The sequence below is a fragment of the Streptomyces sp. NPDC018947 genome (assembly GCF_044390505.1).
In the GTDB taxonomy this organism is placed as follows: domain Bacteria; phylum Actinomycetota; class Actinomycetes; order Streptomycetales; family Streptomycetaceae; genus Streptomyces.
This window is the reverse complement of the sequence record NZ_JBIRZD010000003.1, coordinates 464,525-489,930: the sequence shown is the minus strand read 5'-3', so window position 1 is coordinate 489,930 and position 25,406 is coordinate 464,525. Positions and strand designations below refer to the sequence as shown.

11 protein-coding genes are annotated in these 25,406 nt (G+C 71.2%); 3 read left to right on the top strand and 8 right to left on the bottom strand.

The features are described 5' to 3' along the window. Nucleotides 1–7: 7 nt before the first annotated feature. Complete coding sequence (locus tag ACH499_RS10155; protein WP_399014697.1) at nt 8–412, bottom strand: hypothetical protein; 405 nt, start codon at nt 410–412, stop codon at nt 8–10. 480 nt (nt 413–892) lie between these two features. Between ACH499_RS10155 and ACH499_RS10150 the strand changes: the two genes are divergently transcribed. Both ACH499_RS10150 and ACH499_RS10145 read left to right on the top strand, forming a co-directional pair. Beyond that, a complete protein-coding gene (locus ACH499_RS10150) occupies nt 893–1,762 on the top strand; it encodes a Scr1 family TA system antitoxin-like transcriptional regulator (protein ID WP_399014695.1) in 870 nt (289 codons plus the stop codon). Beyond that, nucleotides 1,763–1,963 (top strand): DUF397 domain-containing protein, encoded by a 201-nt coding sequence (locus ACH499_RS10145; protein ID WP_399014692.1) that lies wholly within the window; start codon nt 1,763–1,765, stop codon nt 1,961–1,963. It begins immediately after the preceding gene. A 24-nt stretch (nt 1,964–1,987) separates the two neighbouring features. Here ACH499_RS10145 and ACH499_RS10140 read toward each other — a convergent pair whose 3' ends face one another. From ACH499_RS10140 to ACH499_RS10130, 3 genes are all read right to left on the bottom strand, one after another. Next, nucleotides 1,988–6,148: an Eco57I restriction-modification methylase domain-containing protein gene (locus ACH499_RS10140; protein ID WP_399014690.1), complete on the bottom strand. Its 4,161-nt coding sequence runs from the start codon at nt 6,146–6,148 to the stop codon at nt 1,988–1,990. After that, on the bottom strand, nt 6,145–9,150 hold the full coding sequence (locus ACH499_RS10135; RefSeq protein ID WP_399014688.1) for a helicase-related protein: 3,006 nt from the start codon (nt 9,148–9,150) through the stop codon (nt 6,145–6,147). Before ACH499_RS10135 ends, ACH499_RS10140 begins: the two co-directional genes overlap by 4 nt. Nucleotides 9,151–9,269: 119 nt before the next feature. Continuing rightward, the gene (locus ACH499_RS10130; protein ID WP_399014685.1) at nt 9,270–14,546 is read right to left on the bottom strand and encodes a DEAD/DEAH box helicase; all 5,277 of its coding nucleotides are present in this window, start codon (nt 14,544–14,546) and stop codon (nt 9,270–9,272) included. Between the two features lie 222 nt (nt 14,547–14,768). Between ACH499_RS10130 and ACH499_RS10125 the strand changes: the two genes are divergently transcribed. Next, nucleotides 14,769–15,749: a serine/threonine-protein kinase gene (locus ACH499_RS10125; protein ID WP_356204029.1), complete on the top strand. Its 981-nt coding sequence runs from the start codon at nt 14,769–14,771 to the stop codon at nt 15,747–15,749. Between the two features lie 57 nt (nt 15,750–15,806). On the opposite strand, the gene ACH499_RS10120 is transcribed toward ACH499_RS10125, so the two are convergent. From ACH499_RS10120 to ACH499_RS10105, 4 genes are read right to left on the bottom strand one after another with little or no spacing between them, the layout of a single operon-like run. Then, nucleotides 15,807–18,830, bottom strand: a complete 3,024-nt coding sequence (locus tag ACH499_RS10120; protein ID WP_399014682.1) for a pPIWI_RE module domain-containing protein — start codon at nt 18,828–18,830, stop codon at nt 15,807–15,809. A 56-nt stretch (nt 18,831–18,886) separates the two neighbouring features. Beyond that, entirely contained in the window at nt 18,887–22,573 is a 3,687-nt protein-coding gene (locus tag ACH499_RS10115; protein WP_399014680.1) for a hypothetical protein, read from the bottom strand. Beyond that, entirely contained in the window at nt 22,566–23,717 is a 1,152-nt protein-coding gene (locus ACH499_RS10110; protein ID WP_399014678.1) for a hypothetical protein, read from the bottom strand. Before ACH499_RS10110 ends, ACH499_RS10115 begins: the two co-directional genes overlap by 8 nt. Next, entirely contained in the window at nt 23,714–25,375 is a 1,662-nt protein-coding gene (locus tag ACH499_RS10105) for a PD-(D/E)XK nuclease family protein (RefSeq protein WP_399014675.1), read from the bottom strand. Before ACH499_RS10105 ends, ACH499_RS10110 begins: the two co-directional genes overlap by 4 nt. Nucleotides 25,376–25,406: the final 31 nt, after the last annotated feature.

Sequence of the window (25,406 nt, the reverse complement as noted above, 5' to 3'; positions counted from 1 at the left end):
GCACCTCCTACTTGAAATAGTCGTTCAGCACCGAGACGGGCAACGTCCCCGTACGGCTGCGGACCTCGGCGGCTATCTTGGCGTCCTCCCGCGCATACAGCTTCTTGCTGTAGTCCAGGTGGTTGGAGATGTGCGCGCAGGCCTGCAGGACGTGCTTCACCTGCGAAGTCCAGACCTCGACGGTCGACTCCAGTTCCGAGCCGAGCCCGAGGTGGTGATCTTTGAGTTCGGCGGCCGCCTGCATGGTGGACCCCGATCCGTTCCTGTCAGCGCCCACCCCGGCGATGTCCGCTCTCTTCTTCAGCTCGCCGTGGAGGACGAACGCCTCGTGGCCGACGGCCCCGAGATCATCCTGGTACACCACGAGATCCAGGCCGTCGGCACCGCCCGGTCCGGCCTGGTTCAGCTGCATCCGGGCGGCCTGGCCCTCCGATGCCGCGGCCTTGGCCCTCTCCCACTCTTCCCAGACCACTTCGCTCCCCCGTTCTCCGCCATACCGCAGCGGACTCCACTGCAGCCGTCAGTCACCGCTCGCACGAACTTATCAACTCCCCTCATCTGATCGATGATTGGTTTTGCCTAGCTTCTGACCGGCCTTGTTGCGTCGCGCGTCGGCACCCGGTGGCATGGCGCGTGGTGTGCGCGCCAGGCACCGCGGCGGGGAGCAGGGTACGGAGGCAGCCCGGGAGAGCGGTCGGTTCACCAGGTGCGGTGACGGTTCCCTGGTTCACCCCACCAGGGGTGACGGAGTCGTCCTACCGTGAGGAGCGCCGAGGCGGCACGGAGGGTGACTGTCCCGGTACGGACGGCGCGGTGTACGGGTGTACGGGCGTGACGTGGCCGTGCCGTCGCCGGTTCGTCCTCGGTACAAGGAACAGGGTGGTGGTACGGCATGGCAGCACAGCCGGGTGCGGGGGTTCCCACGAGCGGCGAGGCGGACGGCACGGACGAGGTCGCGGACCTGTTCCGGGCGCTCGGCCGGCAGATCAAGGTGGCCCGGGAGCGGGCCGGGCTGAGCCAGAAGGAGCTGGGCGACCGGCTCGGATACGGGGAGGAGACGATCTCCTCGGTCGAGCGGGCTCGGCGGACGCCTCAGCCGGAGCTGCTGGTGGCGGTGGACCAGTTACTGGAGTGCGGGGGTCTGCTGGCCTCGGCGGCGGAGGATGTGGAGCGGGCGAAGACGCGGCGTCGGGTGCGGCATCCGGAGTGGTTCAAGGACTACGCGCGGTTGGAGCGGGAGGCGGTAGAAGTCTGCTTCTACAGCACGCTGACGATGCCGGGGCTCCTGCAGACAAGAGGGTACGCGCAGACCATCTTCACAGCGCGGCGCCCATTCCTGGATGAGGAGACCATCGAGCAACGAGTGACTGCGAGGCTCGACCGGCAGGAGATCCTGGCCTGCTGGCCCCCACCCATGGTCACAGCACTCATCGAGGAGTCGGTGCTGCTCCGAGAGATCGGCGGCCGGGCAGTACAGCAGGAACAGTTGCGGCACCTCTTGAGTATGGGGCAATTGCGCAACGTGGAGATTCAGGTGCTTCCGCTGAAGTGCCAGGGACATGCGGGCATGGAAGGGCCGTTCATCCTGCTCACCCCGAAAGGTAAACCGCAGGTCGGATACGGAGAGTTCCAGAGCGTCAACCGACTGATCACAGACCCGGAGGAGGTCCGTATGCTGGCCGCACGCTACGGAAGCATCCGAGGGCAGGCTCTTAACCCGGCTGAGTCCTCGGCCCTGATCGAGAAGCTGCTGGGAGACTGAATGCACAACCAACAGCCCAACGGGCTCCACTGGTTCAAGAGCACATACAGCGGCGGGGACGGCGGCGAATGCGTCGAGATCGCCGCCGACGCGACCGTCATACACGTACGCGACTCCAAGGAACGCGGTGGCCCTCAGCTCGCGTTCGCGCGGAGCGCATGGGCCGGGTTCGTCGCGAACCTCGGGCGGAACCGGACCTGACCGGCCCGCTCGAGATCGCGCCGCTCAGGCCTCGTGACGCGGCCCTTCCCCCGGCGGCGGGTCCAGTATGGTCCGGTACTCGCCGCCGGTCACTCGGGCCTCGGCCATGCGGTCGTAGATGTCGAGGATGAGCTCCTTGGTGCGGTAGGTGCCGAAGGTAGCCTCCTCGTCACTTTTGAGACGCGAGAACGTGTCCATGACGTACGCGACGTCTGCGCGACTGAGCTCATAGAGGTGGAAGAACGCAGCGTCGAGCTCCGCGCGCAACAACGTTCGCCGTGCTTCATCCCACTGGAAAGGGGCGCCCCCCACACCGATCGCCCTGGCGAAAGACGCCATGTCCCAAGCGGTGTAGGTCAGTTCAGCAACCCGTGCGGCAATCCACGCAGCGACGCTCTTGGCACTGTTCCAGGGGCAGGGCTCTTCGCCAGCCTCAGGGCTGAGAACTGGAAGTTGGTAAGCGGTGAAGAACTTCAGGTGCGTGCCGCTGAATTTCTGACGTGCAACGTAGTCCAGCACGTAGGAGGACAGCGCCGCCTGAAGCAACGCAGGGTTGCCGATGGTGGGCAGCATCAGCAGGGTGCCATCAGGGACAGCAGTACGTCGCAAAGCGGTGTTGATCATCGTCCTGCGGTCCGATCCGCGACAGATGTCACGCCACCCCAGAAGCCACTCCTCGTACCACTCCTTGTCCGCCAGCCGAGTCCGGACCCCCGGCCACATGATCCGGTTGCCCTTCTTGTCCCGTTTCCCCGAGTCCACGTCGTCCTCCGGCGCCCAGTACCGGGGCAGCGGCGCGAAGTCCGGGTCGTCGTGCTGTTCCGGCGTGACACGCGGCAGCGTGCCCATGTTGGCCTGGGCCTGGGTCTGGCCCTCGTACGTGCCGAGGCGGTGGTCGAAGTGGTGGAGCATCTTCGCCTCGTACAGCGGGAGGTACCGCCGCTTGTCCCCGGCCTCGGGGCGGACGAACACGTTGCCGGTGAGCCGCCAGCCCTCGCCCTCCAGTTCCTCCTTGCCCCGGAAAAGGTGGGAGTCGTTGGACATGTCGAACATGCGCATGAACGTCAGGCCCCACGGGTTGGTGCCACCCCAGCCGTTCTCATCCGGCTCCTTCATCAGGACCGGAACACGGCGGTAGACGCCCAGGCTGATCTCGGCGTCCCGGCGGGTGCGGAACACCGGGAGCGTGCCCGTGTTGGGGTTGACCAGCAGAATCTCCTCCGGGGGCATGGCGAAGCGCCGGCCGTCCAGGTCCTCCATGTAGCGGGTGCCGAAGGCGAAGGACGCCTCGTCGACCCGCGTGCCCATGCCGGTGACCGTGAACAGGGCGAAGCGCACCGAGTGGTGCACGTCCCGGCTCAGGATGAACGCCTCGTTCTCGAAGTCCAGGAACGACGCAAGCCGTGCCGTGCGCACCAGGTCGGAGAAGAACGGGGCCGTCGTGGCGTCCGTGGCAATGCCGGTGGGCAGGACCAGGCCCAGGCGTCCGGTCGGGGCGATGCCCAGGGAGGCCGCCTCGGCGAACACCGCGTACGTGTTGACGTCGCCCCGCCCGGCCAGCGGGAACCGGCCCGAGTCGCGCAGCAGATGGCTGATGCCCTCGGAGAGTCGGCGGGCGGCGATGAACTCGGTGTGCAGCGCGCGGTCCGTCTCCTCCTCGCTCTCGGCCAGCGCGTCGATCATACGTTCGCGGGCCGCCTTGTTCGCGGCGTTCGCGATCTCCTCGTTCCGGGTCGCGAAGAACTCCTGCTCCTGGAGCTTGACCCGCTCCCACGGCGGATTCCCCAGCACGCAGCTGAACCCACCCTGCCACCCGGTGCGTTCGTCCACGCCCGGCGCGTCCGGGTCCGCCGGGACCCGGAACACCTCGGGGAACTCCAGGTGCCAGTGGAAGAAGTGGTACTCCTCCCGCAGCCGCTCCAGTTCCTTCAGCGTGCCGTCCGGCAGGCGCGCGCCGCCATCCTCCGAGTGGAGCGTGAGCAGCGACTTGGTGGTAAGGGCGGGCGGTGTGGCGGTCGGCGTCTTCTTCCAGACGAACGCCGCACACCACGCGTCCGCGAGCTCCAGGGCGCGGATGTAGTCGGGGGACGTGGTCAGCGCACGGTACTCACGGGCCTGGCCCTGGACGTCCTCCAGGTCCTCCGAGTCCGCGCCGGTGATCAGGGAGAGCTTCTCGCCGAACTCGGCGTTGGAGCCCAGGACGAACGGCTCCCCGGCGAACAGCTCCTCCTGACTCACCCCGCGCCGCAGGGCCGCTCGCCACGCCGCGCGCTCCGACGCGTTCCGCTTCTTCAGGTCGGTGACGTGCTTGCGGTCGTCACCTTCAAGCGGCTTGAACGCGTCGTCCGGCAGGCCGCCGGCCAGCAGCTTCGGGGTCGTGCCGAGCAGGCCGTTGCCGTGCTTGATGTGGGCGTCGAGGAAGGTGAGGGGCCGGCCCGGCTCCATGGCCTCGATCCACAGGGAGACCTTGGCCAGTTCGACGGCCATGCGGTTGAGGTCGACGCCGTAGACGCAGCGGGAGACGACATCGCGCAGGGCGTGCCGTACGTCCTCGGCGCTGGGCTCGGGGTCGTCCTTGCGGATCTCGGCGAGGCGGCGGGCGATGCGGCGGGCGGCGGCGACCAGGAAGTGGCCGGAGCCGCAGGCGGGGTCGCAGACCGTGAGGGCGAGCAGGGCGTCCTCGCGCTCCTTCGGTGTCGTACCGGAGCGGACCGCCCGGTCGATGACCGGGTCGAGAGCGGAGTCGAGGAGGCAGTCGATGAGTGGGGACGGGGTGTAGTAGGAGCCGGAGGTCTTGCGGTCGTTGCCGTCGAGTTTGGCGAGGACGTACGTGTCGCCCTCGTCCAGGCGCGGCTCCAGCTCCAGCAGGGACTCGTAGACCGAGCCGAGTTCGTCCGCGCCCAGGTGGCGGTAGTCGACCTTGCGGGGGCGGCCCAGCTTGGCGTCGTGGACGACCGACAGGGCGCGTACGGCCTCGTACAGGGCCTGGTTGGACAGGCTGAGCCCGTCCAGGATCTCGTCCGTCTCCGTCGGCTCGAAGAGGCCGCCGAGGGCGGGCAGGCCCAGCTCGGGGCGGCCCCCGGGGGTGCCGAGGCCCTTGATGACCAGGGTCAGGGCGTGCCACTGGTCGCCGTGGAGGGTGCCGACGCGGCGGGCGAGGCGGCGCAGGCGGGCCGTGGAGAAGTACTTCTCGTAGGTACCGCGGGCGGTGGCCGTCGCCTCGGGGTGCAGCAGCAGGTCGCGGTCCTCGGTGACGAAGAGGAACAGCAGGCGGTAGGCGAGGCGGAGCAGCGCCGGGTGGAGGTGGTCGCGGACGTTCTTGTCGCGGCTGCGCAGGGCGTCGCGCAGGGCCGCGTTGTCGGGGTGGGTGATGAGGCCGTTGCCGATGGCGACGAGGGCCTTCTCCACTCCCTTGCGGAGTTCCTTCAGGGCGCGGGTGCCGCTGTCGATGGCCTCGGTGCGCCACTTCTCCAGTGGGCAGGTCGCGGCCGGCTCGCCCTTGGCGCGGGGCTCGAAGCGGGTGCGGTGCAGCAGCCGCCACAGCAGCACGAAGTCGTCGGAGCGGTTGCCCTCGAAGATCGCCTGGAGGTCGAACTCGATGAAGGCGGCGCCGGTGAGGGAGGCCGACTCGCGCAGCAGGCGCAGCTGGCGGCCGTTGGAGAGCACGCCCCACAGGGTGGAGTCCGCGGAGCGGTTGAGGTACTCCTGGACCATCGACTGCGGGATCTGCTTGGCCAGTTCCAGGGTGCGGTGGTCCAGGGGGACGTTCCAGCCGGTGAGGTGCACGGGGACGTGCGCCCACTGGTGGCTGACGCCGAAGTCCTTCTCGCCGTCGCGGGAGCGCAGGCCGGGGGCGGGAACGGGGGCGAGGGCGCCGAAGCCGAGCTGTTCGAAGAGGGGCAGCAGCCAGCGTTCGGTGGTCAGGCCGACCGCGTGCACGCCGGGGTCGGCGTCGGCGCCGTCGCGGGCCAGTGCGTCCTGGTAGGAGGTCCACACGCCGCGCAGGTAGCCCCAGGAGCGTTCGGCGGCGTCGCGTACGGAGTCGCCCTTGGCGTACAGGCGGTAGTCGGCGGGCTTGGAACCGGTCTGCTCCTTGCCCTCCTTGATCCGTACCAGGAGGTCGTACGGGAGCAGGCCGCCGACGGTGGCGACGGTGTCGGTGACGAGGGTCCTGGCGAGGCTCATGCGTCCGCTCCCTGGGGGATCGTCGGGGCCGGGAGGTAGTGGTAGACGCCGAGGACGTCCGGGTCGCCCTGCGGGACGACCTTCAGGCCCGCCAGACGGGCCCGGGAGGCGGTGCGGACCCGGTGGTGCGAGGCCTCCAGCTTCTTGCCCAGGTCGGCGGAGTGAACGCGCAGTTCGGGCATGAGGACCGTGGGCAGGGCCGCCAGGATGTCCCTGATGTGCCCGGCGGCGAACGTCGGGTCGGTGTTCTGCGCGGCGCGGGCGTCCAGGAGCGCGAGTGCCTCGTCCTCCGGCAGCCACTGGGGCGCGGTGGCGCTGCCGCGGAAGGCGACCACGCGGGCGTCCTCGGCGAGCTGCTCGCGCACGGAGCCGTCGCGGGTGGGCAGGTGCAGCCGGAAGCGGTGGCGGACGAGCAGGAGCGTGGTGCGGCGGTCGACCGCCTTGGTGCGGACGACGCCGCAGCGGCGGGCGGGGCGCTGCCACTGCGGGATCTTGTCGGCGTCGTCGAGCGCCGCGTCCAGGACGAAGCGGGCGGTGGCGGCGACCACCGGGTCGGTGCGGGTGAGGGCGGCCTCGCCCCGCGGGGCGCTGGGGGCGTCGTGGAAGACGACCGGGCGGGGGTGGCGGGGGCCGAGCGCGGCGGAGATGGCGTCGCGCAGGCCGAGCGGGAGGGCGTCGGTGTGGACGGTGAAGCCGCCCTGCTTTGTCGGAGCGGGCATGCCGCGCAGCGCCGTCAGGGCGCGGCGGGTGAAGTCGCGCACCTCCTCGCCGGTGCCGAGCGCGGCGCGGACCTCGGCGACCTCGGCGGCCACCTCGTCCTTCTTGATGCGGTGCTGGGCGTAGCGGGAGCGGTTGCGCTTCTCGCGCTCGGCGGAGGACTGCCAGGCGATCTCCAGCTGCTCGGCGGCTGCCGCCTCCTCCTGCGGGAACAGGCCCTCCTGTTCGTAGGCCGCCTTCTCGCCGCGCAGGATCAGGCCCTCGAAGACGGCCTGCATGGCGCTCTCGGACTCCTGCGGCACGGGCACGGAGATGCCGGTGACGCGGCGGATCCGCTCGTGCTTGCGCAGCAGGACGTTCAGGACGATGCCGTCGACGGGGTTGTCGGCGCCGTACAGAGTGAGTGCCTTGACGACGTCGGTGCGCTGGCCGAAGCGGTCGACGCGGCCCTCGCGCTGCTCGTGCCGGGTGGGATTCCAGGCGAGGTCGTAGTGGACGACGGCGTCGAAGGACTCCTGGAGGTTGACGCCCTCGGAGAGGCAATCGGTGGCGACCAGGACGCGACGCTCGGCCGGCGGGTTGCCGTCCTCGTCGGCGCCGGTCAGCTCGGCGATGCGGGTGACGCGCTGGTCGGGCGAGAGTTCGCCGGTGACGGAGGCGACGGCGACCGGGTGCTCGGCACCCTTCTTGTTGAGGACCTTGGTGAGGTGCTTGGCCACGTAGTCGGCGGTCGCGATGTAGCGGCAGAAGACGATGGGGCGGTAGCCCTCGTCGAGGAGGTCGGTGACGGTGGCGATCAGCTTCTTGAGCTTGGTGTCGCGAGTGGGGCCTTCGAGCTTCCTGGCCGCCTCGGCCATGGCGATCAGGCGGGCCTTCTCCTCGTCGTCCTCCGCGGTGTCCTCGCGCTCGGGGGCATCGTGCTCGGGAGTCTCGTCGGGGCCGTCGGCCGCTTCTGCGGCGGCGGGCAGCCGGGTGCCGGGGACCGCGTCGGCGGACTCGGCGCCCTCGCTGTCGGCCGGGTCGGAGACGGTGCGCTCGCCGGTGCGGTCGGCCTCCTCCGGGGAGTCGGCCTCCTCGACGCCGGCCCGGGTGTTCAGGGACTGCACAGCGGCGGCCGGGGAGGAGGACAAGGTGCGCAGCAGGGCGAGCGTGGACCACCAGCGCTGGCGCTGCTGGAGGGCGCCGTCGGCCGCGCGGACGGTCTCGCGGGCGTACGCCAGGACCTCGTCGAGGAGCTTCTTGTAGTCCCGGTGCAGGGTGTACGGGGACTCGGCGGTGTCCCGGGAGGTGGGGAAGTGCGCGCCGTCGCCGAAGTCGTCGCGGATGTCGGCGCGGCGGCGCTGCACGAAGTACTCCGCGAGGAGCCGGCGGCCCGCCTCCGTGTCGAAGCTCACCGTGGCGAGGCGGTTGTCGAGTAGGCCGAGCAGGCGGCGGAAGGGTTCCTCCTTGCCGCTGTGCGGGGTGGCCGTGACCAGCAGGAGGTGGCGGTCCGCCCGGTCGGCGAGGGCGCGCAGCAGGGAGTACCGCTGCTGGGAGGTGCGCGCGGAGGCGCCGATCGCGGTGTCGGCGACGCAGGAGTGCGCCTCGTCGACGATCACCAGGTCGGGGCAGTTCTTCAGGAAGTCCTCGCGGTGACGGGGGGACTTGATGAAGTCGGTGGAGACGACGTAGGCGCCGTCGGGGCGGAACACCGACTGACCGTACGGCGTCTCGCGCAGCAGCCGACCGATCGTGGACGGCAGCACGAGACGGGCGTCCACGCCGAACTTGCCGTACAGCTCGGCCCGCCACTGCTCGGCCAGGGCCGGCGAGCAGAGCACGACCAGGCCGCGGGCGTCGCCCTGGGCCAGCAGCTCGGCGGCGATCAGTCCGGCCTCCACCGTCTTGCCGATGCCGACGTCGTCGGCGATCAGCAACCGGACGGTGTCCTGGCGCAGCGCCATCAGCAGCGGCACCAGCTGGTACGGGCGGGGGTCCACGGAGACCGATGCGAGCGAGCGGAAGGGGCCCGCGCCCGAGCGGAAGCCGATGCGCAGGGCGGTGCGCAGCAGCCCGGCGGCCTGCTGGTCACCCAGGTCGGAGGGGGTGGGCGGGGCGAAGGTGGCGGGGGCCACCTGCTCCAGTGCGGGCAGGACGCCCGCGACGTCGTCGTCGGCGCCGCCGAGCGGGCGCAGGACGAGGAGCTCCGGCGTGGAGTCCGGCAGCACGACCCACTCACGGCCCCGGGCGTGGACGAGGGAGCCGACCGCGTACTGCTGCTGGGTCGGCTGGGCGGCGGTGGTCATGGGTGCCTTCCGGGGTCGGGGCGGGCGGGACTGCGGTCGGGCCGGCGGGTGCGGGTCGCACGGGGACAATGCATGACGCACCGTCCCCGTGCACGGAGGGTGGTGAGATCCGCCGCAGGTCAGCGGCGGGCCTCGCCGAACACCGAAGGGTACTCGGCGACGGCCTTGGCCCAGTCGTCGTCGTACCGGATGCGGATGACCTCCCAGCCGATCTCCTTCAGCCGCTCGGCGGCCTCCTCGTCACGCAGAGCCGTCTCGGCGTGGTCGTGGTGCGGGCCGTCGACGAACACCGCGATCGGGCCGTAGCCGGTGTCGTAGACGAAGTCCGGCTTGGACAGGGCCTCGCTCACCTTCAGCTGCTGGCGCTGCGGCAGATGGTGGCCGTGGGCCCGCAGGTAGGCGATGAACCGCTCCTCCAGGGAGGAGTCGGCACCCTCGATGAGCGCGTCGGCGTGCTCGTCGCGGGTGCGGCCGACGTGGCCGCCGCCGACCGCACCGTCCTTGATCTCCATCAGCAGGTCGCGGACCAGACGGCGGTCGATCGCCCGGTGGTGGCGCTGGTTGCCGAAGGAGAGCAGGCAGTGGTAGCAGCCCTTCTCGCACGGGTCGCCGTTGCGCTTCTCGGCGCCCCGGTCGCGGCCCTCCTGGTCGTAGTGCGCGATCTCCAGTGCCCGGCGGGCGGCGCGGGCCAGCGCGTCGGGCTCGGCCTGCAGCCGGCGCAGCACACCCGCACCGCCCTCGGCGCTCTCGATGAACAGCAGCCGCTCGCGGGGGCCGTCGTGCGGCGGCAGCTCCCAGGTGTCCAGTTCGGAGTCCTCCAGCTGGAACTCGGCCTCGATGCCCCGCTCCAGCGCGTACTGGAGGGTGATCGCGGTGTCCCGGTCGACGGGGGCCGCGAGCTGGAGCACGAGGATGTTGCGGGTGTCCTGGACATAGGGGATGACGGGGACCTTGCGCAGCGCCTTGTCCGCGTCGGCCAGGCCCGCCTGTTCCTCCGGGGTCTCCCGCCCGGCCGTGCCGGTGTCCTTGGCGCCGGTCGAGCCGGCCAGCCACTCCCCCGTGACCGGGTCGATCCAGAAGCCGATCTCGCCCTTGGCGACCGAGCGGCGGTAGCCGAGGTTGGTGAGCCGGACCGTGGCGCTGTCGCCGTAGGCGAGGTGGGCGAGGAGCCGGCCGGCCGCGGACTTGGCCTCGGCCCGTAGGGAGCCGTCGCGGCCGTCCTGGTGCTTCTTGAAGCGGTAGGAGATCTCCACGGCGTAGCCGGTGCGCTGGCGCTCCTCCTCGTCGGAGGAGATGCGGTCGCGACGCTGGGTGAAGACCGTGTGCAGGTGCAGCAGGCCGGTGCGGGCGTCGCCGAGCGTGGCCCGGCAGCCGGGGCAGGTGTCCTCGCGCTGGTCCTCCGGCGACAGGTAGCCGCAGCTCTGGCACACCTTGGCGCTGTCGGTGGTCAGCTCGCCGGAGGTGTCCGGCGGCAGCTGGACCCGGTTCACCTTGAAGCGGCTGCCCTCGTGGTAGATCAGCGCGCCGGGGCCGAACTCGCGGATCGCGATGAACCGGGAGCGCTGGAGGTAGTCGCCGTCGTAGCCGCGGCTGGTGCGGCCGGTGCCGGGGATGTACGCGGCCAGCGGCAGCCGGGGGAAGGAGTAGCCGGGCAGGAAGCCCTCGGAGGCGAAGTAGCGGTACGGGTAGAAGTCGGACAGCACCGTGCGCTCGCCGCCCTGGCGGTTCTCCAGGAGCGCTATCTGGTTCTCCGCCTGGGCGCGGCGGCGTACGGCCTGCTGCTGGGAGCGGCCGGTCGCCGTACGGTTGCGGATGTTGTCGTGCTGGAGCTCCCGCTCCTCCAGCGCCTTCTGGTAGAGGGTGCGCCAGCGGCCGCAGGCTCGGTCGAAGGCGCCCGGAGCGCTTTTGACGGTGTCCTCCAGCCACTGCTCGTGCCACCACGAGGTGTCCCGCAGTGTGTCGGCGCAGCCGGCGAGAACGGTACGGGCACGGGCCAGGGCCCGGGCCTGCGCCCTCTTGTTGGCGATCTGCTCGCGCACCTCGGGCAGCAGGGCCAGGGAGGGGGTCTTTCCGTCCGCGTCGATGATCTTCGTCATGGAGCGGCCGAGTTCCAGTCCCGTCTCGGCGAGCCAGATGGCGTGCACGTGCGAGGCGAGCAGGTCCTCGTTGGCCAGGTCCAGGCGCGGCGGGGCGACGGTACCGGCGACCATCTGGTCGGAGCGGGTGAAGTAGTACTGGTCGTGGCTGTTGCCGGTGGCGCAGTACGTGGTGACCAGCGCGGGCTGACCGGAGCGGCCCGCACGGCCGGAACGCTGGGCGTAGTTGGCGGGGGTCGGCGGGACGTTGCGCAGGTTGACCGAGTTGAGGCTGGCGATGTCGACGCCCAGTTCCATCGTCGGCGAGCAGTACAGCAGGGGCAGCGGGGCCCCCTTGCTGAACAGGCGTTCCCGCTCCTCGCGGATGTCGGGATGGACCTGGGCGGTGTGCTCGGCCGCGTGCAGGCCGGCGAAGGTGCCGGCGACGTCCTTGTAGAGGCCCTTGAAAAAGGCGTTGACGCGGGGTCCCCGTCCGGTGCGGTAGGTGCGGCGCAGCCGGTCCACCGTGCCGTGGTCGTCGTCGCGGGCGTGCCAGCGGATCACGGTGTGGTTGATACGGTAACCGGGGTCCTCGTTCCGGCCCTGGGTGACGCGGGTGAGGACACCGCCGTCGGCGAGGACGTCGAGCAGGTCGGTGATGACGTCCTGGGCGTCGGCGAGGGAGAGGTCGTGCCGCCAGTCGGGGAAGGTCCCCGGCTTGCGCACGAAGCGGCCGAAGGCACCCCGGCCGGTGAGGTTCTTCTCGCTGCGGCTGCGGCCCGGCCGCCCCGCACGCGGCAGGGCGACGGTCGGCGCGGGGGGCGCGGCCTCGGTGTCGGCGATCCCCCAGGCATCGTTCAGCTTCGCCGACTCCTTGCGCAGCTCGTTGAACTTGGCCTCGGTGAAGTAGGGCGTGTCGACGGCCCGCTGACGGCGCAGTTCGTCCATGAGGACCCGGGCGAGGTCGAGGCGGGTGGCGGGGGTGGCGGTGCGCAGCGGGCCCGCGGCCCGCTGCCAGCGCTCCTCGTCCTCGGCGATCTCGTCGAGACCTGCGTACTCCAGGCCGAGGAGTCCGGTCTGCTCCAGGTTGGGCATGGTGACCCGCCAGCCGCGCTCCAGGTCCAGGAAGAGCCGGTACTCGGCGATCTGGGCCAGCGCGTCCCGGGTCTCCTCGGCGAGCGCCGTCACCTCGGTGGGGTTGTTGGCGTACTCGTGCGGGGCCAGCCCCATGGCCTCCACGACCTCCTCGCCGAGCCGCTTCCAGCGCAGCCCCTTCTTCCCCGCCTCCAGCATCGCGCGGTACAGCGCACCGCGCAGCTGGGTGACCATCACGAAGTCGTTGAAGTGCCCGGACTGCAGGCTGGCGTCCTGCCGGTTGTCGACGAAGGTGAGCAACTTGCGCGCGTCCTTGCCGAGTTCCTTCTCGGGAAGGTCCTTGAGGTGGCGCACGATGGAGGCGCTGACGACGGACGTGGCCGTGGAGCGGCCCTCCTGGTCGAGCGTCATCAGCTTGGCGAAGTCGCGCTCCCGCACCTCCTCGTAGCTGACCCCGCATTCCAGGCAGAAGAGGAACGGGGCGGGCAGGTAGGCCGCGTACAGGCCGTCCTCGTGGCCCTTGTCCACGGTTTCGCCGTCGGGCCGCACCCACACCGGCTGGGGCGCGCGCTTCCTGCGGCTCGTGGTGAGGACGGTCGTCGCCTTCTTCGGGTCGAGGGTGAGCCAGCTGTCGGGGAACCGGCGCTGCTCGACGGCGTCGCCCAGATGCTCGGGCCAGGGATTGGTGGCGGAGACGTAGAGGTACCCCTGGTCCTCGTCCTCGTCCTCACGGGTGCGGAAGGCCACCGTGCCGTCGTCACGCTGGTCCCGGGCCACGGTCAGGTATTCCTGACCACATTCGCGGCAGAAGGAGAGCGGGAGGAGCAGCTTCTCCGGCTGCCCGGGCACCCGCTGCTGATAGGTGCGGGTGATGTAGCGGCTCTCGGCCGGCTCCAGGGAGACGTACGCCGAGCCGCCCTTGGAGAGGAACTGGTGCAACCGGAAGGCGAACAGGGGCCGGTCGGTCTCCGGGTCACGGGCCTGCGAGCCAGCCTGCAGGGTGGCGCGGATGGCGTTCATGCAGGCGGTGTACGGCTCGTCGTCGGGCGCCTCCTTCGGGATGTCGAAGGCCTTTTCGCGCAGGGCACGCGCGGCGAGTTCTACGGTGACGGGAGCGGCGCGGACCAGCAATTCCGCACCGTCCTCGTCAGTGACTTTGGTGAGCCCGAACGTGGTCTCGATCCAGCGGGCCAGCGGGTCGGCGGCGAGTGCCTTGTACTCCTGCGGCGGGTTGTTCTCCCGTACCCGGGCGGCGAGTTCGGCGGAGGTGGGAATGGCGTCACCAGTCGCCCGGACCAGAGTCTCGCCCACCACCCGCTCCGGGAGGATCTCCGTGTCGAACAGCGTGGAGGCGACATCGGCGACGGCACGGCGGCGGGCGGCCGGGGTGCCGTCGGTGGCCATGGTGGCGGACGTGCCGACACACTGCAGGTCGGGCGACTCGCACGCCTCACGCACCCGCCGCACCAGCACGGCGACGTCGGCGCCCTGCCGGCCGCGGTAGGTGTGCAACTCGTCGAGGACGAGGAAGCGCAGGCCCTTGGCCCGGCCGATGAGACGCTTGCGCTCCTCGGGCCGGGTGAGCATCAGCTCCAGCATTACGTAGTTGGTGAGCAGGATGTCCGGCGGGCTGTCGAGCACCGCGTCCTTGTCGGCCTGCTTCTCCTGGCCGGTGTAACGGGCGTACGTGACCGGCTCCCGGCCTTCGCCGTAGCCGGCGGTGAGAAACTTCTTCAGTTCGCCCATCTGACTGTTGGCCAGGGCGTTCATCGGGTAGACGATGATCGCCTTGATGCCGGGGGGCGCTCCGGCATCCTTCTCCCGCAGCACCCGGTCGACGATGGGCACGATGTAGCCAAGGCTCTTTCCGGAACCGGTCCCGGTGGTGAGAACGTACGACTGCCGGGAGGCTGCGGCCTCGATGGCGTCGTACTGGTGGCGGTGAAAGGTGATGGGGCGGACGGTCGCATCCGGCTTGTCCTTGCCGGTCCGGAAGATGCGCTTGCACTCGGGGTGCAGGAGGCCCAGGTCGTCGGCGAGGTGGTCGACGGTGCCGCCGCGCTCGAAACTCGGGTTCAGCGAGAGCCAGGGATCGGGCCACTGGTCGCCGTCGGCAAGGGACTTGGAGACCTTCTCGCCGATGCGCGGATCATCGATCACCACCGATCCGGACGTGTACTCCTTGTAGTCCTGGATGAGTCGGCGGTGCACCCCGAAGACGTCCACGTGATCCTCACTTGTTCCCGACGCGATCCACACGTCACCGTAGCGGGTGGAGACACCAGTAGTACCGCCCCTCCCCCTACCATTAGAACAGTGATCCGTGAACACAGTCAACGCACACAACTTTCTCGGTTGATGCGCCGCACGTGACGTCGTGCCAAACTCTCCCATGACGACCGCCCGGGGCGGGCGCCAGGGCACGGAGGGGACGGGGCCACACCGCGGATGAACACGGGATCGCTGATCGCCGGTAGATACCGGATCAAGAGCCTCATCGGCCGGGGCGGCATGGGCATCGTCTGGCTCGCGCACGACGAGAACCTCGGCCGCGACGTGGCGCTGAAGACCATGAGCGCCGACCTCGGTGTCACCGAGGAGCAACGCGCCCGCGACGCCGAACGGTTCCGCCGTGAGGCACAGGCCGTCGCCCGGCTCGACCACCCCGGGCTGGCGACCGTCTACGACCTCGGCGAGGAGAACGGTACGCGTTTCCTCGTGATGCAGTACGTGATCGGGCCCGCGCTCGGTGACCGGATCGCCGAGGAGGGCCCGCTCTCCGTCGAGGAGACCGCTTCGATCGGTGTGCAGATCGCCTCCGTCCTGGGCTCGGTTCACGCACGCGATGTCGTGCACCGCGACCTCAAGGGCAGCAATGTCGTCATCCGTACGGACGGGGTGGTGAAGGTCCTGGACTTCGGCGTCGCCGCTTTCCTCGACCCCCGGGCGACGTCGCTCACCACGACCGGCGAACGCCCCGGAAGCCTGGAATGCATGGCGCCGGAACAGATCCGGGGCAAGCCGGTCGACGCGCGCACGGACCTGTACGCGCTCGGCTGCCTGCTCTACGCGATGCTGACGGGCGAACCCGTCTTCGCCCACGACTCCGAACTCATGCTGCCCGGCATGATCCTGGAGAAGCCGCCCGTGCCGCCCCGGGAACTGCGCCGCGGAATCCCCACCGCGCTGGAGGAACTCGTGCTCCAGCTGCTGGCCAAGGAGCCCGCCGAACGGCCCGTTCACGCGGGCGAGGTGTGGCAGCGCCTCTCCGCGTGGCTACCCGCACGTCGTGCGCCCGAAGAAGCACTGGTGCCGTGGGCGGAGGTGGACCCGCTGCGGCCCTTCACCCACCCGATGGGTCCCGACGCACGACCGGTGCGGGCCTGGGCCCGGGCGGCCGACCGGCGGGGGCACGGTCCGGGCCGCTGACCGCGCGCGGCAGTCGGCCCGGACCACACACTCCTGTCGGCTCTGTTCTCGTCGGGGTCAGACCCCGAACAGTGCCAACTGTTCCTGCTCATCAGCGCATTCGGTCTGCTCCGGTTCGAGGGCGAGACCCGCTGCCGCCGTTGTGGCCGGATCCGGATCCGCTACGGCTTCCACGCCGTCCACCGGATCGGCCTCCCCCTCGGGCCGCGTCGGCAGCACGTACTGCTGCCCCAGGCCCGCCAGATGCAGCGGCAGCGGCAGGGCGAGCGCCTGCGGATAGTCGGGGGGCTGGCGCAACAGGTGGGCGGCGAGGGCGAGGGCCTGCGGGTCGTCCCCGTCGTCGGCGTGGCAGCCGAGGACGGCCAGTTCGACGAGGGCGGGCGTCCAGCCCACCGTCCCCGTGTCGATGGTCAGTTCCCCCTTGCGCTTGCCCCTTCGGAGCGGACGCGGTGCCAGCTTGTCCGCCTCCACGGCCGAGGTGCTGAACTGCACGGGCTTGGGGGTGGTGCTGTAGAAGACCCGTCCCGTTCCGTCGCCTTCCGGGATCCAGAGATGTGACGCGATGCCGTTGGGCCCGTCCTTGGGGTTCACCCCCCACCACTGGGCGGTCTCGCGGCCCTTCCCCGTGCGTACCCGCACCAGTCGCAGGTCCGGAGCGAGCCGCCGCGGTTCGGCGTGCCCGTCACGGATGCGGTCCCGCTCCGTACGGCCGTCCTGCAGCCAGGTCCAGTGCGACCGGGCGTTCTGCGCGTCGACCAGGAGCATCGTGGGCCGGCGGCGCAGCGACGCGCGTACCTTTTGCAGCCACTCCTCCGCGGTCCGCCGCTGCTCCTCACGGTCGGCGCGCCAGCTGCGGCGGCGTCCGGCGGGCGCCGTCTCACCCTCCGTACGCGGCGCCGGCACGGAGGGCCGCACCTCGGCGAGATGGGTCAGTCTGAGCAGCATGACCGGATACGGGACCCACGCCCCCGCGCCGTCGTCGGCATACGGGTCCCAGCCTTGGACCCGGGCCAGACCGCTCCCGGCCGCCTGCGGGGTGACCAGGACGGCGACCGGGACATCGGCGGCCCAGCGGTTGCGCGCGGTGTGGTTCTTGCGGACCATCCAGACCGCGGCGTACCGCATTCCCTGCGGAACACCCTGCTCGATGCCGTGCTCGGGATGGACCCGGGCGCCCAGCTGCCGCAGTCCGTCGTCCCAGGCCATCAGGGCCCGGTGGTCCATACTGCCCAAGGAGTTGTATCCCTTGGTCTTCTTGGGGAGCGCCACGAACTGTGTGACGAAGCCGGCGTCGGCACAGCCGAGCCGCAGGGCGAACTTGGGATCGTGGTCCCGGGACGCGAAATCAGCAGGGCGGTCGATTTCCACCAAGGCCAGTGCAGGCGCGCCCCCGGTCCGGTCACCGGTCAGCCACGCCGCCGTCTCGGCCCGCCGCTCCCCCACGGCCGCGGTGACCACCTCCCGGGTGCGCCGTACGCCCTCTGGGAGGCCGAGACCTGCGGTCAGGGCACGGCCGGTACCGTCGTCCTGGCGCACGACGGGCCGCAGGCACCGCACGCGGACGGTGAGTTCCGGCGCCTGCCACTCGTGCACCACCGGACGGCCCGGGTCAGCGGCGTCGTAATCCTGTTCGGTGAAGGAACCACCGTCGCCCTTCAAGCCGAGCCGCGTGGCGAGCGCCCCGAGGGCCGCGTCCCGCATCTCGGCCGTCTGCCACAGCAGCCGCGCTTCCAGTACCGGTCGACCGTCCTCGGTCCGCGTGGCGCCGAGTTCTCCGACGGCGAAGGCCACCGCCGCCCGACGCTCGGCGCAGCGACGGGTCTCCTCTTCTTCCCGTGCCGCCTTGGGGACACTGGAGGGCGGGCCGTTGAGCGGTTTTGCCGCGGCGAGCGTGGTGTGCGTGAGGTCCGGCGCCGTACGCAGTTCGGCGGGAAGGGCCGCTTGCGCCCAGGCCGTCAGCTCCGAGCACTGGTTCGGCATCAAGCCGGCCTTGACCTCGTGTCCGCCCATCGCGGTGCGGTACACGATCCCTGCCCGCGCGTCGCGCCGCAGCCACTCCTCCGGGTCCCTCAGGATCGCGTCGGCGTCGGGGAACGGTTCACCGAGGGAGACGTCCTGGAGCAGCCGGGCCGGCCCGCCGAAGGCCCAGCCGTCGGCGAACTCGTTCCGTTCCTTGTCCCAGCGCCGCTCCAACTGGGCGACGGCATACCGCTCGCTGAGCGGCACTCCGGGCAGCACCGGCACCTGGGGGCGCAGCAGCACCGTGGTCCGGCTTCCGTACGGCAGCCGTACCCGTCCCGTCACGGGCGACGTGCGCGTCGCCCAGCGGCGGATAGACCAGTGGAGGTGGAAACGGGGCAGGGGGTCGAACGGCACGGTGTGCAGGGTGATGTTGAGGACGACGGAGAACCACCAGGTGCCCTTGCCCGGCGACGGCTCGTACGGCAGGGGCTGCGAGACCAGTTCCGCGCCCTGGTCCCTGGGGCCGCGCGGCATGGCGCGGAAGCGCAGCTGCCCGCCCTCGTACGGGTACGGGCCCAAGGCCAGGACCCGGCGGGCCAGCCAGTCCGTGGTGAGGGTGAACTGGTGGGCGGTCGGCGCGGCGGTGCCGCCCCGGGTGCTGCCGCAGGCCAACAGTTCGCGTTCGACGGGTTCCCACTCGGGCGGGTGCTCGGCGAGCTGGGCGCGGACGTCCTTGAGCAGGGCCCGGTGCTCCGGTTCGGGCCGCAGCTCGCGCAGCCAGCGGTTGAGCAACGGGGTGAGGACGTGCGGGGGCAGCGGGTCGGGAGCGTCCTCGGCGACGTACAACCAGCGCTCCGGTTCCTCTCCCCGCTCGTGGAAGGGCGGCCGGGGCAGCACGAGGACGTCCGGGGCGAAGGCCTGCAGGACCTGTTCCAGGCGGCGGGTGGGTACGGTCCGGTACGGTTCCGCCTGCGGGTCGCGGCCGGCGTTGCACAGGGCGAGGACCGCGTCCCGCCACTGTTCGGGGAAGGGCAGGGCGCGGTAGCGCGCGGTCAGGGTGGTCCGGGGGCCGGCCGGGAGCCAGGCGGCGGTGCGGACGGTGCGGTAGTTCACGGGCATGGCGGAACCTCCTTCGGAGGGATGCGACGGTGACGTGCGGGCCGGGGCCGGCCGCCTCAGCGGACGGGCCGGTGATGGCCGAGGGCCAGCATGGCGTCGTGGAAGGGCTGGTAGAGCAGTCGGGCCAGTGCCGGGTCGGCCGGGTCGGGAAAGGCGTCCGGATCGGCGTCGGGAGCGAAGTACGGCGACAGGACCGACCGCAGGGCCCGCAGCAGACCGTCGGCGGCCGGGACGGCGGCGCCCGAAGCCGTGGGAGCGAGGGACCGCGCCAGCCGGGGAGCGAAGGCCGCGTCGACGAACACGACCCTGGCGGGCACTCCACCTCGTACCAGGCGGCCGATGACCTGCCACATGGTGACCAGCTGGTCCCATGCGAACGCGCGCTTCTCCCAGGGGGACAGCCGGGAGTAGATGTAGCGCCGTGACAGCAGCCGACGCCACTCCTGGCGGCCCGCGAACCTCAGATCACGGCCCGCCTGGTCCAGCGTGGTGGCCTGGGCCACCAGCTCGGTGAAGGTGGCGGGCCCCGGGAGGTCGTCGGCGCGCGGCCGGTCGCGGACGAAGCGGCTGATCCAGTCGTTGACAGCGAAGACCGAAAGGGACAGCTCGTCGGGCCGGGGATGCGGGCGGGCGAGGAAGAGCGCGGTGCCGAAGGCGGCGTTGCGCTGGACGTTGAGGATGTTGTGGCCACGTTCGACCGCCAGCAGCGGGGCGACCAGGACTTCCGCGGACGGGTCTTCGGCGAACAGCGCGAGATCGCCGCGGCGCAGGGTGGACGAGGTGGTCCCGCCCTCCGCGGCGCCTGCGCCGTGCAGGGCCTGGTCGAGGTCGGCGTCGTCCGGTACGAGCACCCGGACCCGGCCCTGCCACCGCTCTTCGGCGTCCAGGGTGTCGGCGACGGCGTAGGCCTCCCGGTAGCTGCCCACCAGCAGCAGGGCCCGCTTGCGGTGGTCGTCGGCGACCTTGGCCAGTTCCAGGTCGAGAGGACTGTCGCAGCCGCCGGGGCCAGGCCGGCCCAGCTTGGCGGCGATCGCGCGCGCCTGTGTGGTCCGGGCCTTAGGGGCCGTCCCGGACAGGCTCATCGGCCTGCCCTCCTCGTCGTAGAGGAAGTGGGTGTCGAAACGGGTGCGTGCCACCGCTTCGAGCGATCGGGCGGACGGTTTCAGGACCACTCCCACCGGGGCGAGCACGTGGGCCCGGGTGGACTCGCCGGCCCAGCTGGTTCCCGACATCAGCACCACATGGGGTCCCGGGCGTCCGGCCGCGCGGTCCGCACCCAGCTCCGGAAGGGAAAGGAGGAGTTCGCGTCCGACGCCGGCGCAGCGGAAGAAGCGCAGGGTTCCGCTGGTGCGGCCGATCTCGTCACGCTCCCGGTCATCGGGGAGGTATTGGAAACCGAGGACGTTGCCCATGGGCGCCTCCGGGATCAGCGGCGCGTAGTCCAGGGGGGCGCGGCGGGCCAGTTCCTTGCCCTGGGCACCGAGGCGCAGCGCGGCCTCCACGTGCGGCCACAGGTGGGTGAGGCGGTCCAGACGCTGGTGCAGGGCGGACAGGAGCAGGGTGAACTCCAGGCGGCGACAGGTCAGGTCGAGCCACTTCTCGTACGCCTCCCCGGCCGACGCCCGGCCGCCGTCCGCGACCGGGGTCTGCCGCAGCATCTCGCCGAGAAGCCCGCGGACCCGGTCCCGGGTGCGGGGGGCGGACAGGCCGTACAGGAGGTCCTGGACGGTTTCGACCATGGTGTCGGTGAGCGTGCCGCGCCGCCCGCGGCCGCCGAGCGGGTCGTCACGGAAGGCATCGAGCAGCGCGGCGAGTCCGTCCCTGCGCGGGTCACGGGGCGTGGTGGGCGCCCTGTCAGGTTCCGCACCGTCGGTGTCGTCCTCGTACCCTTCGTACAGCTCCTGTTCGTCGGCCACCGCTTCGAGTTCGTCCGTGGCACGGAAGAAGGCATCGGGGCCCGGCACTTCGTCGAACCAGTCGGCGAGGAGCTTCTCCTGGAGCGCCCACGGACTGAAGTACTCGGTGTCGACCCAGTCCCTCAGCGGTTCGTCGGAGATCAGCAGGCGGTACAGCCGGTCGGCGGCGACCGTGACGACCGCCAGGGCCGCGTTCCACTGTTCGACCTGGCGGTCCGTCAGGGGGAGCCGTCCCTGACGGGAGAGTTCCTCGATCTTGTGCGTGTGCAGCCGGTCGAGCCAGGACTCGAGACCGGGTTGGACGAGGGTGGCCGATGGGGCGAACAGCTCGTCGAATTTCATCTGCACGGAGTCGGCCTCGTCGACGAAGACGATGTCGCTGCGGATGCAGGCCAGCTCGAGCTGCCGCAGCCGCTCGTCGTTGAGGTGCGAGGGCACCGCGCTCTGCACCAGGCTTGCCGGGTTGGCCACCCAGATCAGTGCGTCGACCTGCGCACGGACCGACCGGTGGCGCGGGCACTCGGCCCAGATGGGGCAGCCGTGGGGGGATCCCTTCGGTTCCTGGTCGGAAGGCATGCTCTCGACGGTGCGTGGCGTGCCCGGTTCCCAGACGGCGGGGAGGGGATCAGGGCTCTGGGCCGCCTGCTTGGCGCCTCGCTCCGGGGCGTTCCGCTCCGGATACAGGGTCGTGCACGGGGCGTCGGCATAGCGCAAAGGTCTGGCCGCCTCGGTTCCCCTGAGCGCGTCCACGACACACGCCGTACTCAGCTCGTCGAAACCCTGTGCATCGTGGTCGAGGAGGTTGTCCAGGCCGCGGGAGGCGAGCCGGCGGTGGAGCCGCTGGACATGTGTCTCGCGTGTGCTGGCTCCGAGCAGCGGAACGGCTGACAGCCCGAGGGCGGTGAGCAGCTCGCACAGGCGCAGCTGTTCGGCGGCGTCCCCTACGACGATGGTGGTGCGCAGCGGGGTCTCCCGGCGGGCGGCCCACACCGCGACCAGTGTCATCAGCGTGCTCTTGCCGGCACCCACCATGCCCGCCAGATGCAGCAGGCCGTCCAGCCGCAGCGCGTCGCCGTCGGTGAAGCCGCGCCCGTCCGCGTCCCGTGGCGCGATGCGCACGTCCGCCATGCGCGCCTCCCAGTTCCCCGGCCGCTCGATCTCCGCCTCCCGCTCGGCACTGTCCATCCATCGGGCGGTGTCGACGAGTTCGTCCCGCGTGACGGTGAGCGGCGCGGAACCCCCGGCACGCCCCACGGACAGGTCGTGTCCGGAAGGTCCCTCCAGGACGAGGAGCTCGGGAATCGTGACCGACGTCGTCCGGCGCAGTTCCCGAAAACTGCTGCGGCCCGCCGGTGCCAGGGGAAGCGGCCTGCGGACGAAGTCGGGAATCCCGGCCAGGGCCTGGTCGTACACGGCGATACGACCGGTCGCGACGGTCGGCAGCAGCGGTCGGGGAGCACTCCGCTCACGAGGGTCCGGCAGCTCGTAGGCACGCAGCCGTTCGGGAACCAGACGGTACGCGTCGAGGGCCTGGTGCCAGGCGCGTCCACGCCGGAGCGTCCACAGCATATGGCGGGCGGCGGCGAGCATCGTCTCGTGCTCGCGGGTGTGCGCCAGGCCGGCGGCACGGGCGAAGGGATAGCCGCCCAGCAGCGTGTAGGCGCCCTCGGCCGGCTCCTGCGGCGCGATACGCTGCAGCAGGCGCAGCGCGAGTTCGACCTGGCACACATGGACGGGCTTCACTCCGTCGAGCCCGGCGGGCAGCCCGTTCCACACCAGGGCCAGCTCGCGGCTCACCGGCCGGTGCCAGCTGTCACGGTCACGCACGGCGGTCTCCCTTGCACGTGCGCAGCCGTTGCTTCGCACGGGTCACGAGTTCGGCATCGGTCAGCAGCGGCAGGCCACCGGCGCTCGCGGGCCGGGCCCGTTCGAAGGCCGCGACATAGTGGGGGCGGGCCGCCGTCCGGTGCACCGGCACCACCCAGAACGCCTCGTCATATGGCGGATCCTGGGGGACGGGCCGGGCGGAACGGCCGAGGAACGTCGGGTGTGCCCAGTCCTTGACGTCGACGGCCCAGCGCCAGCCGTCGGGGAACACCACCTGGAGGTCGTAGGCGTCGTAGCCGGGCCACATCCGCACCTGGAGCCCCAAGGCCAGCAGCTCACGTTCCAGATCGGCCTCGGCCCGCCCCGGTCCGGTGACGAACTGCCGCAGTGGCCTCTCCAGCTGGCTGACCGTGAGAGTTCCGTCGTAGGTGATCCGGCGGCCCGGTGGTGGGGGCCCCTGGCGACGGCAGCGGTCCCGCTCGCACCACCACTCACCAGCTCCGACCGGAGTCAGCAGGGTGAGGCACCGCCCGCAGGCCGTGTAGGCGCCGTCCCGCAGGTAGGACTCCGGCACGGGTTTGTAGACGCGCCGGATGAGTTCGTGCACGGGTTCCAGCACCGCGTCGCCGGTCACCTCGTACATCTCGGCGGCCGTGAGGACCGGGCGGTGCACGAGCAGCCCGCGGAAAGCGGTGTACGCGTCCTCCTCTCCGTACTCACGGCACAGGCGGAGGGCGGCGAGGACGACTTCGCGGTCGCGGAAGACCGCGGCCGAGTCGGGGCTCCGGCCGGCCCACTCGTGGCACAGCTCGGTGGGCCTGCCCGAAATCTCGTCGAGCAGTCGGTCCCCGGGCTCCACCAGATCGGGGGGGAGGCTCAGAGGCCAGTCCTCGAGCGGCACCGTCCGGCAGCGGTCGACGAGTTCCGTCAGCCCGGCGGGTGGGCGGGCACCGCGCAGCAGGCAGGCCAGCACCGTGCGGTCCAGTGCCCGCTGCGCCTCAGCGGGATAGGGGAGAGTGAAGGAGTCCAGGCCGGTCTGCGCCTCCAGGGCGAGAAGTGCCGTGGCGAGCGTTCGCAGCAGCGGTACGCCGTCGTGCGCCACCCAGTTCGCGGCCGGTACGGCACTGTGGTCGTCGATGGTCACCGGGTCTCCCCCGTGGTGTCGGCGGCTCGCCGGGAGCGTCCCACGGAACACCAGCGCGCCACCTCGCAGTCGGAACAGTCGAAGTCCGGGGCGGGTTCGGCCGCGTAGGCCTCGTCGGCAGCCCAGCCGGTGGCGAGTCCGGTGATGGCCTGCCGGGACCGGTCGAGGGTGAGGCCGTCGCAGGGGTCGAGCTCCTCGAGTCGCGCTCCGTCCGGGCGCAGCACTTCCAGCTCGACGCGGGAGCGACGGGGGTCGCCACCCAGCACGCCGGATGCCAGCAGGAGAACGCCCAGCGCCAGTTGGGGGAACGTCTCCACGAGGCTCCGTCGCTCCCCGAAGCGGTGTGCGGCGGTCTTCGTCTCGCGGATCACCACACCGCCGTCATCCGTGTAGACCACATCGCAGGCGGCGATGACGACGACATCCGCCTGCTCGTCGTACACGGCGACGCGGCGCTGCGGCTCGACCCGCTCCGTGGCGGGCAGACCGTCCAGCGGACACAGACCCCGGTGCGCACGGATCATGGCGCGGGCCGCCGGCAGTTCGGTCCCGTCGAGACCTGGCAAGGCGTCGGGCAGCGGGATGTCCCGGCAGGGTACCGACGGCCGTGCTCCATGACATGCGTTGAGCCAGGCGTCGACCGCACGGCCACGTCGGATCGCCTCGTTCTCCGTCCGGCCGTCACGCAGCTTGAGCACCCTGGTCAGGTGGTACCTGGCCGGGCAGTCCCGGTACGCTCGCAGGTCGGAGACGGAGACACTGCGCCGCTTGCGGGGCCGGGCCGGCCCCGGCACCCCGAGCAGGCCAGGTACACGAGGGGCGTCCCGGCAGCCGGCAAGCGCCTCGCATCGGACACAGTCCGAGCCGGGACGCCGGCCTCGGCCGTCGGCCACCTTGGCCATCGGGCCACGCACGTGCAGGTCGAACAGCCGCTGCACCTCCTCGACATCCCAGTCGCCGAGCACGGCGGTGGAGCCGTCACGGAGTCCGACGCCCAGGACACGGACCCTGCTCGGTTGCGGCTGCGGCGACGCGAGAGGTTCGGAGCGCTCCAGGTAGGGCGTTCGCGCCGGGACCCCCGTGGCGAGGACGTGTGCGGCGGCGACCACCTCTGGAAGCGGGCGGTCCGTCTTCACCTGTCCGAGGGACGGAACCCAGAGTTCCCGGACCGTTCCGTCCCCGGACGCGTACTGCCGCCCCCAGGCCGTGCGTTCGTACTGGTCGGCGCCCCGCGCGTCGAGGGCGTTCAGTTTCTTTCCGCCCACCCAGCGCGGTTGCACGGGGGAGGTGGCCGGATGTCCGGAGGCCACGCGCGCCGACTGTTCCCGGTCACGTGCGGCAAGAAAGGTCCCGGCCGCTCCCCGTGCCCATTCCGCGTGTGCCCTCGAGCAGTTGCGGACGTGCCAGCGGTTCGCGGCGGCCTCGGCGATGGTCCTGCCCTCGTGCTCCACGGCGTCCAGCAGACGGTCCAGCGGCTGGAACACGAAGTCCTCGACCGGCTTGCGACGGGAACGCCCGGATTGCTGGACGAGCAGGGGGCGGGCCCGCAGCGCACGCCCTTCGGGACAGGCTTCGGCCTCTTCGCGCAGCAGCGGCGGACCGATCCGGATCAGGGCGCCGTCGCCGTCCACTCCCGGCGGATTCCCCAGAACAGTCACGAGAGCGCCTCCTTGCGCCTCGACGAGCAGA